Raw genomic sequence first — 14418 nt, 5'->3', positions numbered from 1 at the left:
CCTTGCAGCGGTGGGTCTTCGGTCTGCAGGCGCTGCTGGCTGCTCGCGTCTGCTCACGCCACCACGGCCGCTCACGCACTCTCCAGACCGGCTGGGCTAGGGTTGCGGCCTATTGTGGTAGCGGAGAAGGCAGCATGGGCCTGTTGGTCGATGGCAAGTGGCAGGACAGTTGGTACGACACCGACAAGAGCGGTGGGCGTTTCGAACGCTCGCAATCGCAGTTCCGCAATTGGGTGACGCGCGATGGCAGCCCTGGCCCGCATGGGGACGGTGGCTTTCAGGCCGCTCCCAGGCGCTATCACCTGTATGTGTCGCTGGCCTGCCCGTGGGCGCATCGCACATTGATCTTCCGGCGCCTGAAAGGTCTGGAGTCGATGATCGACGTGTCGGTGGTGCACTGGCTGATGGGCAAGCAGGGCTGGACGTTTGCGCCAGGGCCGGGCGTGGTGGGCGATGCGCTCCACCAGGCGCAGCATCTGTACGAGGTCTATCTGAAGGCGGATCCGCAGTACTCCGGGCGCGTGACCGTGCCGGTGTTGTGGGATCGTGAGCGCAACACGGTGGTCAGCAACGAGTCGGCCGACATCATCCGCATGTTCAATAGCGCCTTCGACGCGGTCGGCGCTGCGCCCGGCGATTTCTATCCGGCGCCGCTGCGCGAGCAGATCGATGCGATCAATGCGCGCGTGTACGACACCGTCAACAATGGCGTGTACAAGGCAGGCTTTGCCACCACGCAGGCTGCGTACGAAGAGGCGGTGGTGCCGCTATTCGAGAGCCTGGATTGGCTCGATGCGCGCCTGGGCCAGCAGCGCTACCTGTGCGGCGACCGGCTCACCGAAGCGGACTGGCGTCTGTTCACCACGCTGGTGCGTTTCGACGCGGTGTATGTCGGCCATTTCAAGTGCAACCTGCGGCGCATTGCCGATTATCAGCAGTTGTCCGGCTACCTGCGTGAGCTGTATCAGATGCCGGGTATCGCAGAGACGGTGAATTTCCAGCACATCAAGCACCATTACTACCAGAGTCACGACATGATCAACCCCACCGGCATCGTGCCGCTGGGGCCGGTGTTGGATCTGCAGGCGCCGCACGGGCGTGGCGGCTGATGCAGCTGTTCGCCGAATGCTGCCGGATATCCACGTGCTGCTCTAAGCTGTGCGCCTTCGATACGAACAGGAGTGATGCGTGCTGAATCATGTGATGGTGGGATCGAACGATATCGCGCGATCCAGGCAGTTCTACGATGCGGTGCTCGGCGGCGTCCTGGGGGCCGCCGAACCGCTGGTCAATCCTGCCAACTCGGGCCATGTGCGCCTGTTCTATCGCCACGCCGGCAGTACGTTCGTTGTCAGCGAGCCGATCAACGATGCGCCCGCGACCAGCGGCAACGGCGCCACCGTGGGCTTCAGCTGCGGCTCGCCCGAGCAGGTGCAGGCCTTCCACGACGCTGCGGTGGCGGCAGGTGGCATGTCCATCGAAGATCCACCGGGTGTGCGTGAGAGCCGCATGGGGCCGGTCTGGCTGGCCTACGTGCGCGACCCGGACGGCAACAAGCTGTGCGCGGTCTACCGGCCTGCGTAGGCTGTAATCCCTGCGCTGCTGCGACTGCCGCGGCGCGAGCGCGCACCGAGTCATCGCTTCGCTATGGCGACGGTGGAACAGCCGTCGCCAGGGCGCGCCCTGTGGTTGCAGCGCGCGACAGGCTTAGGTGAGTGACGTCGCGCTAGTGCTTGGCCGCGTCGCGCATGATCAACGTCGCTGCGCCCACCGTGATCGCGTCTTCGACCACGCCGGTGCTCGTCTGGCCGTAGCGGTCGATCGCACGCATGCGCAGGTTGAAGGTGAGATAGGCGGCCGCCACTGCGGTGGACGCGCCCAGCAGTGCGGCGACGCCGCGCTGGTGGCGCGGAGCCAGGGCCGCGCCGACGATCACGCCGGTGGCGATGCGCGCGATCATGCCGGGCAGCACGATGCGGTCGGGCGCGGTTTTCATCTTGTCGCCTGCCAGCTCGCCGCCCGCAAGCGCGAGCATGCCGGCCGACGCCAGCGGATTGGCCAGCAGCGGCGGTGCGCCGTTCTCGGCAGGAAGCTTGCCGGTACGCGCAGCATTGGTCACCGCCGCCAGCGGCGTCATCGAGCGCATGCCGGCGACGGCGCCCATCAGGATGGAATGAATCAAAGCCATGTACACCTCTGCGTGTGCTCAACAATCGCAGGCGGAATGCGCTGCGTGCGGCACGCTGTATGGATGTGCACACACTAGGCCGGCGCATGTATGGGCGTTGGCAAGAGCTTGTGCATGCCGTGCATTGGCGGCGCCCGCACGGCACTGGATGTGCTTGCGATGCGCTGCCGGGAATGTATCGGCTTGCGCCGCGCAACCAGGCGCGCGGCATTGCACTCAGGGAGCCTTGGTGCCCAACAGGAACTTCAGCCCATGGGTGATGCCGCGCGGCGCGACACTCAGGTGATCTTCGTCGTTGAGCACCTCCAGCTCCAGCTGCAGCGACGGATACTGTCTCGCGCGCAGCGTCTGCACCAGGTTCCTGGCATCGATCACCATGTCGTACTGCTTGTTGTAGCGCACCTGCTCGTACTCGCCGACATACATGTAGACCCGTGCCGGCGCATCGGTGTGTACCGCAGCGAAGCGCTTTTCCTGCGCGGCCGTGGCGTGCTCGCCGTACCAATACGAGGGGCTGCCAAGCAGATAGCCGGAAAACATCTGCGGTGTGCTCAACAGGATCTGGGTGCCGAGCAGGCCACCGTAGGAATGCCCGAGAAACAGGCGCTTGCCTTCGTCGGTTCGGTAGCGGCCGGCAATGAAGGGCAGCACCTGCTGGCGCAGGTAGGACGCGTAGGCCGTACTGCCACCGTGGGTTGCATTGGGCGGTGCGGTGCCGCCATTTTCCAGCGTCGGGGTGTAATCGCGCCGCCGGCTGGGCATTGGCTCATCGCCCACCGCGTAGGACAGCCCGACCAGGATGAAGTCCTCGATCGCCGGCCCGTCGCCGTTCAAGCGGCGCGCGATCTGCCGCACCACCGGGAACGCATAGTCGCTATCGGTGACGTAAAGAACCGGATAGCGACGCTCCGGGTGGTTGGCGTAGCCGGCCGGCAAGCCGACAACGACCTGATAGCGGCGGCCTGATGCCGGATCCGGGACATCCCAAACCTGGCTGTCGACAATCTCGTACGGCTGGCCTTCGCCGCGTTGCCCAGCTAGCGCGGTCGCCATGGCCGCTTTGGCAGGTGCCGGTGCTTGCTGCGGCACAGCCGCCTTTTCCTGCGGTGCGGGTGGTGCATTGATGCAGCCAACCAGTGACAAGGCGAGCAGCCCTGCCGGCAATGCCTTGTTCAACACTTTCTCCTGACCACGCGCGGCATTCCCGCGCATCAATTCAAACGGCCGACATACGCCAGCACGGGAGCGGCCGCCATATCGTTCGGGTTGGTGCCGGGCAGGCCTTGTGGCACGTCCATGCCCTTGCTGCGGTAAAAGTCGGTCCAGTACTGCGAGATCTTGCCGGTCTGCAGGTTCTTGAAGTTCATCGGTTGCAGGACGAACACGTGTTGGGCGCGAAACGCGCGTTCGATGAAGTCCGAGCAGTAGTAGCTGTTGTCGTCCTGCACGTAGGTCTGGTTGTAAGGCTTGCCGAGCATGCGCCGTGCCTGCGCGATGGCGCCGGGGATCGCATTGCGCTGTTCTTCCGTCAGCCGGTACACATGGATCTGCCGATGCTTGGCATTGGCTTCTTCGACGAATGCCTGCAGCGGCTGCTGCCGCGAGCCTTGTTCGTCTGCGTGCAGCAGCACCTGTCCGGTACCGTCATGGGCGAGCAGTGCCACATGATCGAAGCTGGGGGCATCCTGCCTGGCGGTGGCATCGTCGATGGCACCGCTCAGGCCGGTGCGGGCGGCGGTGACGAACAGCAAGTCGCCGTCCTGCAGCTGTACGGCGATGGAGGTGGTGGGCAGCAGTGCCAGTGCAAGCACGGCGAGCAAGAAGAGGGTGCGCATGGGAGGCCGGCAGGTGGTGCAAGGGCCACCATTATCGCCAGGAACGCGGGCCGGCTGCCGATGCGCGATGCGCTCTGTAGAATGCAACTGCCAGCGGGCGTCGCCGCCGCCATCGCGTCGCGGCAATCCCTGTCCGTCTGGAGTGTTGCATGCGTGCTTCTTCTGCGTTGTCGCCGATCGGCCGGCTGTTTGCGGTGGCCGCCTTTATCGAGGGGCTGACCTGGGCCGGGTTGTTGCTCGGCATGTTGCTCAAGTACGGCACGCACACCACCGAGCTTTTGGTGTGGCTGTTCGGGCGCCTGCATGGCGCGGCCTTCCTGTTCTATGTGGCGGTCAGCGTGCTTGCCGCGCTGCGCCTGCGCTGGCCGTGGTGGGCGTGGGCGCTGAGCCTGCTGGCCGCGTTGCCGCCGCTGGTGACGGTGCCGCTGGAAATGTGGTTCCGGCGTATCGGTCTGTTGGGCCCGCGCGCACGCACCGGTACCTGAGCACGTCGATGCAGGCCAGGCAGCATTGATGCCGCGTGCTTTGCATGGCATCGCGGCAGACGATGGACTCCACAAACCGCCTTTGCCACCATAGGCGGACCAAGGAAGAGGCGGAGTGTCGCAATGCATTATTGGATGAGGGTGGCGACTGCCGCGCTGGCAGTGGCAATGACCATCACAGTGCCGGCTCGCGCGCAGACGCCGTCGCAACCGCTGGATCTGACGCCCTATCTCAAAAGCGACCAGTTCGAGCGGATCAAGATCTCGCCGACGGGTGAGTATTTTGCACTCACCATGCCGCTGGAAGATCGCACCGTGCTGGGCATCGTACGGCGTCAGGACAAGGTGGCCACCGCGAAAGTCACCGGTGGCGCCAACAGCGTGGTGGACGATTTCTGGTGGGCCAGCGACGACCGCATCGTGGTGTCGATGGCGCAGCGGCTGGGGTCGCGCGACGAGCCGATGGCGATCGGCCAGCTGCATGCCATCGACGCCGATGGCAAGAATGGCCGCCTGTTGGCCAGCCCCTATGGCACCAATCCGGATATCAACGGCGTGCAGTTGAAGATGGACCTGGAGCCAGGCACGTTCATGCTCGATACCTTGCCGGGCGATCCGCGCAACATCCTGGTGTCGACGATCCCGTTCGTCGGCGACCCGAACATCCGCATCGACAAGCTGGACATCCAGACCGGCCGGCGCAGTACCGTGGCGACCTCGCCGGTGCGGCGCGCAAACTTCGTGACCGATCAGCAGGGACGCATCCGCTTTGCCAACGGCGCCGACGTGAGCAACGTCAGCAAGCTGTATTACCGCGACGACGATGCCGCACCGTGGCGGTTGGTCAATGATGCCGCCAGCAGCGGGCATCGCGAATTTCCGCTCGGTTTTGCGGCCGATGGCAGCCAGGCCTATCTGCAGGTGGAACAGGCGAGCGGCACCGATGTGCTGGTGGGATGGGACCCGGCCAGCGGCAAATCCACGCCGTTGTTGCACGACGACACCGTCGACCCCTACCGGATCCTGCGCGATCTGGACGGCACCACGCCGATCGGCGCGTCCTACATGAGCGACCGGGTGCGCAACCGCTTCTTCGACGAGAAGTCACCGACGGCCAGGCTCTACCGCAGCCTGGAAAAAGCCTTCGACGGCAACGCGGTCTACATCACCTCGGCCACCCGCGACCGTCGCCTGGTGCTGGTGTACGTGTGGAGCGATCGCAATAACGGCGACTATTACCTGTTCGATACGGTCAGCAAGCATGCCGACCGCGTGTTCAGCCGCCGCGAGTGGTTCCCGCCCGATGCCGTCCCGGCAAGCAGGCAGGTAAGTTTCCAGGCGCGCGATGGCTTGCAGTTGCACGGCTATCTGACCCAGCCGCTGCATGCCGAGGCAGGCACGCCGCTGCCGTTGATCGTGATGCCGCACGGCGGGCCGTTCGATGTCTTCGACAAATGGGAGTTCGATGACGAGGCGCAACTGCTGGCCGCCGCCGGCTACGCGGTGCTGCGCGTCAATTACCGCGGTTCGGCCAATTACGGGCGTGCCTTCACCCAGGCCGGCGCCAGGGAGTGGGGCGGGCGCATGCAGGACGATCTCACCGACGCCACCCGCTGGGCGATCGCGCAAGGCGTGGCCGATGCCTCGCGCATCTGTCTCTACGGCGCCAGTTACGGTGGCTATGCTGCGCTGATGGGCGTTGCGAAGGAGCCGGCCCTGTATCGCTGCGCCGCCGGCTATGTCGGCGTCTACGATCTGGACATGATGGCGCGCGACACCGCGCGCTACGCGCGCTGGGCCAAGAACTGGACCGGCGACTGGCTGGGCGCCCGCGACACCCTGGCGGCACGCTCGCCGGTGATGCTGGCCAGGCAGATCAAGGTGCCGGTGTTTCTGGCGGCAGGCGGCAAGGACGAGCGCGCGCCGATCGAACACACCAAGCGCATGGAGCGCGCACTGAAAGGTGCCGGCGTGCCGGTGGAGGCGCTGTATTTCCCCAATGAAGGCCACGGCTTCTACACCGAGCCGCATCGTCGCGAATACTACACCCGCTTGCTGGCGTTCCTGAGCACACAGTTGGGTGGCAGTACGGCGAAGTAGGCGGGTGGTGGTTCCATCCGGCGTTGTCCGGATGGAACGTGTGGCCAAGCTGCGCAGCGATCGGTGAGTGTCGCGGCCGGGGCCGCTCCTACGTGGCAGGGGCCTTCGGGTCGCCGGCCCCCACCCGTGCGTGCGCTCAGTTCTTGGGCATCGGCTTCATCTGGTAGTCGGCCGGTGGCGTGGCACCGAGCAGGTGTTGCACGAAGTAGTCCCAACGGCGGCGGCTGACATACGGGGTGAGTTCGCCATAGCCGTGCTTGGCGTTGGGCAGCATCAGCATGTCGAAGGTCTTATTGGCCTTGATCAGGGCATCGGCCACCAGCAGGGTGAGATACGGCGGCACGTTGTCGTCCAGGGTGCCGTGCACCAGCATCAGCTTGCCCTTGAGTTTGCTGGCGTGGGTGGCGTTGGCCTGGTCGTCGTAGTTGGAGCTGCCGTCCTTGTTGACGATGTGCTCACCGTGATACTTCTCGGCCCAGTCGTCCTCGTAGCCGCGGTTGTCGTGGTTGCCGCTTTCCGACCAGGCCACCTTGAAGAAGTCCGGGTAGCGCAGCATCGCGGCGGTGGATGCATTGCCGCCGCCGGAGTGGCCCCAGATACCGACGCGGCCCAGGTCGATCCACGGATAGCGCTGGCCGAGTTCCTTCAGACCGGCCACCTGGTCGGGCAGGGTGTTGTCGCCCATGTTGGCGTACCAGGTGTCGTGGAAGGTCTTGGAGCGCCACGGTGTGCCCATGCCGTCGATGGCGACCACGATGAAACCCAGCTCCGCCAGCGATTGATTGTCGCCATGGCCGGCAAGGAAACTGCGGCCGCGGACCGAACCGGTCTGCGGGCCGGGATAGACGTAATCGATGATCGGATATTTGCGCGCCGGGTCGAAGTTGCTGGGCTTGAACATCAAGCCGTACAGCGTGGTCTTGCCATCGCGCGCCTTGACCGTGATCGGCTCCGGCGGCACCCAGCCGGCCGCCTTGAGGCGGCTGATGTCGGCAGTGGCGATCGTGCTGACCGTGCGTCCGTCGCCGGCATCGCGCAGCAGCGTGACCGGTGGCGTGACCGAGGTGGAGTAGGTATCGACAAAGCGGGCGCCATCGGGTGCCAGCGCAATGCTGTGATCGGCGACTTCTGGCGTGAGCAGCACCGGCTCACCACCGTCCAGGCTCACCTTCCACAGCTGCTGGTAATACGGGTCCACGCCCAGGCTGCGGCCGACGCCGACAAACCACGCGGTGCGCGTCACCGGGTCCACGCGCAGCAGTTCGGTGACGTTGCCCTGGCCGGTGGTGATCGCGCGCTTGGGCTTGCCGGTGGCCAGGTCGTAGAGATACAGCTGGCCCCAATCGCTGCGCTCGGAAAACCACACCGCCTCGTTGCTGCCGGGCAGGTACGCCCAGTTGGCGGCGACCTGGCCGCTTTCGTAATAGGTCTTGGCGGTTTCGTCGAAGGCGGTGCGCACGTCGCCGGTGGCGACATCGGCAATGCGCAACCAGGCCTGCTTGTGGAAGCGCGAGGTGGACACGAAGGCCAGCGTCTTGCCGTCCGGCGCCCACTTCACATCGTCCCACAGGCCCGGCGAGCAACTCACGTCATCGCACAGGGTGGAGCGGTGCTGGTCGGGCGGCAGTTTAAGCCGCAGCACGCTGCGCGTAGGTACGTCGATGACCACGCGCTCGATCATGGTCACGTCCTTGTCGCCGGCCAGCGGATATTTCCACGACTGCAGTTCCGGATGCCCGAGCTTGGTGCTGACCAGGTACATGTCGCCGGTCTTGCGCTGGTCCTGCTGGAAGGTGGCGATCTTGCGCGAGTCCGGCGACCACGCAACGATGGCGTTGTCGCTGTGCTGCCAGCCGGCGTTGTCGGTGGCGTAGCCGAAGTTTTCCACGCCGTCGCGGGTGAGTTGGGTCTCCTGGCCGCTGGCGAGATCGCGCACCCACAGGTTCCAGTTGCGGATGAAGGCTTCGCTGCGCTTGTCCGGCGACAGCACGCCCGGCTCGGCCTTGTCCTTTGCATACAGCTTGCTGCAGCGCGCACGCGCATCGCAGACCACGGCGGTGTCGCGCACGTTGAGGCGGTAGCGGCTATCGGCGGTGCGCTTGACCGCCGGCGCGAAGGTGTCGGCCTTGAGCGGCTTGTCGCCGGTCTTCAGCAGCGTATTGAGCGAGGCGACCAATGCGGACTGCTTGAAGATCGGCGCGCTCCTGCCGGTGGCGGTGTCCAGCTGCAACAGCTGGTTGCCCTTGGCATCGTGGTCGACATAGACCACGTGGGTGGCGTCCAGCCAGTCGATGCGGGTGGCCTGGTGATCGACCAGCGGTTGCGCCAGATAGCTGGTGAGGCGCTCGGCGCGGGCGTAGTCGGCCTCGGTCACGGCGGGCGTCTGTGCGCTGGCGAGTGCCGGCAGGGTGGCCAGGGCGATGGCGGCGAACAGCTGCCGCAACGGCAACGGGGTGGGCATGAAAGACTCTCCGGGACGAAAGGAGCGCGCAACGCGGTCGGCGCGACCGTCCGATGCTACCCGCCAGATGGGCCGGGCGCCTCTGCCAGAAGTCGTGCTCGCGCCATTGTCGACTGGGGCGGGCCGCACGCGTTTCGGCGGCCGACGCGGGGCGGGCCTGTGGTGGAGCGGTTGCCGAGCGCATCGCCCGGTTCGGCATCGCCGCAGCGTGACCGATGAGGTTCGTCGAGCGCGATGCCCATCGAGGGAGATCACACCCGTGGACCGCACGCGCGCCGGTGATCGGCCAGCCACTGACTGCGGGAATGTCCCGGCATGAACTACGCTTCTCGGCGTCCACACAGGGCCATGCGGCACGATTTGGGTTTACTGCACGCACGCAACGTTGACTGGAGGCCGTCTGATGTCATGGTTCCGCCGCTTGGCACTGTCCCCCTTTATCAAGGCACACCCGCCGCGCAAGACGCAGCCTGCCCCGGCGGACCTGATTGCCGCCTATGCGCCGGTGCTGCCTGCCAGCCTGCTTGAACTCTGGCGCCAAAAAGGACTGGGGCACTATGGCGACATGCAACTCGCGCTGATCGACCCCCGGCAATGGCAACCGGTGCTGGATCGCTGGATCGTCTCGCCACCCGATGCGGCGCGGCGTATTCCGATCGCGCTCACCCCCTTCGGCGCGCTGCTGTACTACCGCAAGCTGACCGCCACCGACGAAGACGTGGTCTACCTGGACCCGGTCTCCAAAGACGCCGCTGACCTGAGCTGGAGCCTGGACGACTTCTTCAACCAGTCCCTGTGCGAGGCGGAATTCTGCGACTCCCTGATCCCACCAGCCCTGCTTGCCGCCGCACGCAAAGAGTGCGGGCCGCTCGCGGCGGGCGAGGTCTACGAGATCGATCAGATGTTGTTTTCGATGCAGATGTTGCGGGTCAACAAGGTCGATGCGTTGGCGCTGCACACCCGGCTTCGCGATGCTGTCGACGGCCCTGCAACCGTTGCCGATGCAGCGACGACCAATGGTGAGGCGCTACCCACAGCGCAGCGCTCCATGTTCGAGGACCTCTTCAACGCGCCACAGTCCGGCAACGACCTGCACGGCGTGTACCTTTCGTCGTATATCGATTGGCATCGCATGCTGGCGCTCGAGCCCAACGGGCAGTATCGCCTGCTGTTTTGGAAAATCGATCATCGCAGCCTTGCACGCACCGATGTGCGTGCGTATGCGGGCCGCTACGAGGTAACGCAGACCGAGATTGGCGACGAACACGTGACGCTCGATATTCGGTTGCGCAGCGACTCCAGTGGTAGCGATGCCAACGATGCGCAGCTGGTGGTCATGCGCTCGGGTACCGACATGTTCCTGCTGCGCGCCGACGAGCTGGCAGACATGGCAACGGCCATGGATGGCTCGAAAACGCTGGGCCGCAGCGAGTACTACTTTCGCAAGGTGAGGTTGGGCGATGCATTTGTCGAGGAGCCATCCGGTGGACGCGCTGCGCCCCCGCTTGCCGATCTTCCACGCGCGTTACAGCAACGGGTGACTGCCGAAGCGATCATCGCCACCATCACCCATGTGGACGACATCGACCCGGATGCTGAAGACGACGGCGCCGGCACCGTCATGTGCACACTGGACCGAGGCCAGGACGATGGGCTGCGCATGAACATGCCGATGCGCTCGCCGCCAGACACCGGGCGCGCCCTGTATGGCTGGGTCTGGGAGATGCACCCTGCCGCGTGTCGGGTCGGCATCAACTATCAACGCGGCAGCGATGGCAAGGTGGAACATGGCCCTGTTGTCGGCGATGTGTTGACCAGTCGCCTGAGCGGGGAATGAGATGGCGGTGCGCAGCGCAGGCAGTGCTCGCAGCGCGGCAAGCCAGTCGCTTACTTGCCCATGCAGCGCTTCCAGCGCTCGTTCACGCGTTGAGCGAACCAGGCGGTGGTGAGGGTGCGGGTGATCTTGGGGCTTTCCAGCGTGATGCCGGGCAGCACCGCGCGCGGCAGCGGCTTGCCGGCACTGCGCTCGGCCAGCGCGAAGACCTGGCGATACAGCGCGGTGTCTTCGAAATCGGCAGAGTTGCCGGCTTCCAGGGCGCGGCGTAGCTGCCGGTCGCTCATCGCCAGCTGGCTGCCCAGGGCGCGTGCGGCGCGTTCAGTGCCGCCGGGGGCATCCAGGCTGGCACCCGGTGTCAGCAGGTCGCCGTCCAGGGTCAGCGCGATGCCGCTGGCCCTGCTCAGCGCCGCCTGGAAGGCGGCATTGCGGCTGGCGTACCAGCCGGCATTGAAGTCGGCAAAGCGGTACAGCAGGGCGTCGTAACTGGCCGGATACCCGAGCAGGTGCCTGGTGCCGAACCACAGCCCGCCGCGACGGCTGAACACCTCGTGGCGGATCGAGTCGCCGGACGGATACGGGTAGCGCTCGGCATGCTGCTCGGCAAACGCGATGCTGACCTGCATCGGCCCGGCGGTATGCACCGGGTTGAGCCCGTCGAACAAACGCGCGCCCAGCGGCACGCTGCCGGTGAAGTCTTCGAAGATGCGGCTCAGCTCCTGCTCGGTGCGCGCGCTTGCGATGCGCGTGGCATAGCTGCGGCCGTCGGGCGAGTCGATGCGCAGGGCGGCATCGACCATGAAGCCGGGGATGTGATGCGCGCTGGCGCGGCGGTCGATCTCGGCACGCGAGATCTTGCCGAGATTGGGTACCACCGGGTTGGCCTGGTAGGTCGACTCCTGCTCGGTCACCGCCAGTACCGCGCAGATGTGCTCGGCGCTGGTGTCCAGCCCCTGCGAGGACAGTGCCACGTAGACATCGTCGGCCCAGCCGTTGCGATCGCCCAGCGTGGCCGGCAGGCGTCGCGCGATGTCGGCCTTGACCGCGTCCGGGGAGCGCTGTGGCGCACGCGGCGCCTGGGTGGCGCAGGCCGACAGCAAGGCGACGGCGAGCAGCGTGAGCAGGCGGGGCAGGCGGGATGTCACGGCGTCTCCAGGATCCGGGGGGCGGCGGCAGGTGCCGTGTCGCAGTTTACGTGGCTGTCGCGGGGTGGTTGCATGCGGCGATGTGCAGCAGCCGCGACGGCGCGGGTCGCCCGCCGGTGCGATCTGCAGGCCGATTCAAGCCCGCTGCATGCAGGCCGCTATCGATCTTGACGCATAGCGTGGCGATCACATGACCTGCCGTGTTCGCCGGTCATCATGACCGCGTGTTTTTGCATCGAAGTGGCGTCAGTCAGACGCCGACATCGCCCCGATTCCACTGCCAGCCAACCATGGGAGAGCTCGAGTGCCGCAGCAACCAGCAAACCCGATGCGGGCCGGGCGGCGCTTGCTGTGCACGGCAGCCATGCGGTGTGGCTCATCGTCGCCGTGAGGTGTCGATGAGCAGTGCGACGCCACGCTGGCGGCGCATGGCCGTGGGGATGGCTGCAATGCTGTTCAGCGCGATGCTGTGGGCGCAGCCGCAGCCGTGGAAGAGCATCGAGACCGCCGCGATCGACGACCCCAGGGCCGCCCTGCAGGCCGCCCAGGCCGCGTTCGAGCGTGCCCGCAGCGATGGCGACGCCGATGCGCAGTTCTGGGCCTTGCTGGCGCAGGCGCGGGTGCTGATTTCGCTGGAAGAGACCGAGCGCCGCCAGACAGTCCTGGCCCAGGCGCATGCGATGCTGGAACGGGTGCGCGGCAACGCGGCGCAGGCGCAGCTGTGGCTGGCGATCGTGCAGGCGCTCAGCGATGTGCGCGAGAGCCCCAACCGCGGCATGCTGGCGCGGCTGGAAGCGCTGCGTCAGCAGGCGCGCGCGCTGGGGCGCAACGATCTGCTGTGCGAGATCGAAGCGGTCGACATGTGGAGCATGCTCGCCTCCGGCAGCAGCGACGAGGCCTGGAACGCGGCGCAGGCCAGTTACCAGTGCGCGGTGCGCGAACACAGCTTGAGCCTGGAGCTGGATGCCCTGACCCAGCTCGGCTCGCTGGCCAGCCGCGTGGGTGGTCGTTCGGCAGAAGACAACGACGCCGAAGACTATCTGCTGCGCGCCCTGGCGCGCCTGCGCGGCCAGCCGGCACGCTTCCAGCGCAGCCTGATCGAATACGAATACGGCACTTCGCTGGCAGCGCAGCAGCCGGACGCGTCGCTGCTGCATTTCAGGCGTGCGCTGGCGCTCAGCCGCGAGCTGGGCGATCAGGCCGGCGTGGCCGCGGCATTGACCAGCGCCAGCGAGGTGCTGATCGACGCCGGCGATGCTGCTGCAGCACTGGCAATGGCGCGCGAGGCGCTGCCGTTGATGCAACGCCAGGGCAATGTCGGCCGCGTGGCCGCCTGCCATGCGGTGTTGTTGCAGGCATTGACCGCGCTCAAGTCCGGCAGCCTCGGCATGGAGATCATCGCGGCCCGGGCAGCGGACGACCCCAATCTGCCGTTGGTGCGGCGCGCGCGACTGCTCGATGCCATTGCCCAGGCACTGGCAGCGGAGGGGCGGCATGCCGAGGCCTACCAGGAACTGCAGCGCGCCAACACGCTGCGCGCGCAGAGCCTGGATCGCCAGCGCGATACCGTGATGCTGCGCCTGCAGGCGCGTTATGAAGATGCACGCCGTGGCGCGGAAACCGCCGAGCTGCGCCGCCGCAGCGAGACCGCGCAACTGGCGTTGCAAGCCCGCGAAGCCGGGCAACGCGCCTTGTGGATTGCGCTATGCGCGGCCTGCCTGCTGTTGCTGGGCGCGCTGGTGGTGCTGGCCTTCGGTGCGCGCCACCGGCGGCAACTCTCGCGGCTGGCGATGCGCGACGAACTCACCGGCCTGCCCAATCGCCGCGCCATTCGCGCCGAGGCGCAGCAGCAGGTCGAGCAGGCGGTGCGCTCGCAGGTCCCGTGCATGCTGGCATTGATCGATCTGGACCACTTCAAGCTGATCAACGACATGCATGGCCACGCCGCCGGCGATGCCGTGCTCAAGGCGCTTGCCAGCGCCTCCAGGTTGGCGCTGCGCACGCAGGATCGGCTGGGCCGGCTGGGTGGCGAGGAGTTCCTGCTGGTGCTGCCGGGCTGCAGCGCAGAGGAGATTCCAGCGGTGTTCGCACGGCTGCGCAACGCGGTGGCCGCGATCGAGATCGCCGGCCTGCCCGCCAACCAGCCGGTGCGTTTCTGCATGGGCGCGGTGAGCGTCACTGCGGGGAGCGGCCTGGATGTGCTGCTGGGGCAGGCCGATCTTGCGCTGTACGCCGCCAAGACCGCCGGGCGCGATCAATGGGCGGTGGTTTGACTGCCGCATGCGCGGCTGCGCGGCACCGGCTGCGACATCTGCGCGGGGCTGCGGCACAATCGTGCGGTGGCCCCGCCACGTTGCCTTCCGTCGATTG

The 14418-nt window shown here is 66.5% G+C and carries 11 protein-coding genes; 6 read left to right on the top strand and 5 right to left on the bottom strand.

The annotated features are described in order from the left end of the window. The first annotated feature begins 134 nt into the window (after positions 1 to 134). Positions 135 to 1109: a glutathione S-transferase family protein gene (locus tag GGR73_RS13080; protein ID WP_184457266.1), complete on the top strand. Its 975-nt coding sequence runs from the start codon at positions 135 to 137 to the stop codon at positions 1107 to 1109. Positions 1110 to 1188: 79 nt separating this feature from the next. Beyond that, the gene (locus tag GGR73_RS13075; protein WP_154831386.1) at positions 1189 to 1584 is read left to right on the top strand and encodes a VOC family protein; all 396 of its coding nucleotides are present in this window, start codon (positions 1189 to 1191) and stop codon (positions 1582 to 1584) included. A gap of 142 nt (positions 1585 to 1726) precedes the next feature. Here GGR73_RS13075 and GGR73_RS13070 read toward each other — a convergent pair whose 3' ends face one another. From GGR73_RS13070 to GGR73_RS13060, 3 genes are all read right to left on the bottom strand, one after another. Beyond that, positions 1727 to 2188: a DUF4126 domain-containing protein gene (locus tag GGR73_RS13070; protein ID WP_184457264.1), complete on the bottom strand. Its 462-nt coding sequence runs from the start codon at positions 2186 to 2188 to the stop codon at positions 1727 to 1729. Positions 2189 to 2404: 216 nt separating this feature from the next. Further along, a complete protein-coding gene (locus tag GGR73_RS13065) occupies positions 2405 to 3364 on the bottom strand; it encodes an alpha/beta hydrolase (protein ID WP_260400411.1) in 960 nt (319 codons plus the stop codon). A 35-nt stretch (positions 3365 to 3399) separates the two neighbouring features. Continuing rightward, positions 3400 to 4023, bottom strand: coding sequence for a YiiX/YebB-like N1pC/P60 family cysteine hydrolase (locus GGR73_RS13060; protein WP_115510376.1), 624 nt, complete (start codon positions 4021 to 4023; stop codon positions 3400 to 3402). A gap of 149 nt (positions 4024 to 4172) precedes the next feature. Here GGR73_RS13060 and GGR73_RS13055 point away from each other — a divergent pair, with 149 nt between their 5' ends. Both GGR73_RS13055 and GGR73_RS13050 read left to right on the top strand, forming a co-directional pair. Continuing rightward, positions 4173 to 4508 carry a DUF3817 domain-containing protein gene (locus tag GGR73_RS13055; RefSeq protein WP_184457260.1) on the top strand — a complete coding sequence of 112 codons (336 nt, stop codon included), beginning with the start codon at positions 4173 to 4175 and terminating at the stop codon, positions 4506 to 4508. Positions 4509 to 4676: 168 nt separating this feature from the next. Continuing rightward, complete coding sequence (locus tag GGR73_RS13050; RefSeq protein ID WP_257998522.1) at positions 4677 to 6608, top strand: alpha/beta hydrolase family protein; 1932 nt, start codon at positions 4677 to 4679, stop codon at positions 6606 to 6608. Positions 6609 to 6744: 136 nt separating this feature from the next. Here GGR73_RS13050 and GGR73_RS13045 read toward each other — a convergent pair whose 3' ends face one another. Beyond that, on the bottom strand, positions 6745 to 9069 hold the full coding sequence (locus GGR73_RS13045; RefSeq protein ID WP_184457258.1) for a S9 family peptidase: 2325 nt from the start codon (positions 9067 to 9069) through the stop codon (positions 6745 to 6747). A gap of 403 nt (positions 9070 to 9472) precedes the next feature. Here GGR73_RS13045 and GGR73_RS13040 point away from each other — a divergent pair, with 403 nt between their 5' ends. Continuing rightward, positions 9473 to 10906, top strand: a complete 1434-nt coding sequence (locus GGR73_RS13040; protein ID WP_184457256.1) for a GAD-like domain-containing protein — start codon at positions 9473 to 9475, stop codon at positions 10904 to 10906. Between the two features lie 50 nt (positions 10907 to 10956). Here GGR73_RS13040 and GGR73_RS13035 read toward each other — a convergent pair whose 3' ends face one another. Next, positions 10957 to 12048, bottom strand: coding sequence for a DUF1615 domain-containing protein (locus GGR73_RS13035; RefSeq protein WP_104569122.1), 1092 nt, complete (start codon positions 12046 to 12048; stop codon positions 10957 to 10959). Positions 12049 to 12446: 398 nt separating this feature from the next. Between GGR73_RS13035 and GGR73_RS13030 the strand changes: the two genes are divergently transcribed. Next, positions 12447 to 14321 carry a GGDEF domain-containing protein gene (locus GGR73_RS13030; RefSeq protein ID WP_102255609.1) on the top strand — a complete coding sequence of 625 codons (1875 nt, stop codon included), beginning with the start codon at positions 12447 to 12449 and terminating at the stop codon, positions 14319 to 14321. The last annotated feature ends 97 nt before the right edge of the window (positions 14322 to 14418 follow it).

The sequence above is a fragment of the Xanthomonas sp. F14 genome, from assembly GCF_014199865.1.
The sequence above is the reverse complement of the archived record's forward strand: the minus strand, read 5'-3'. Positions and strand labels throughout refer to the sequence as shown.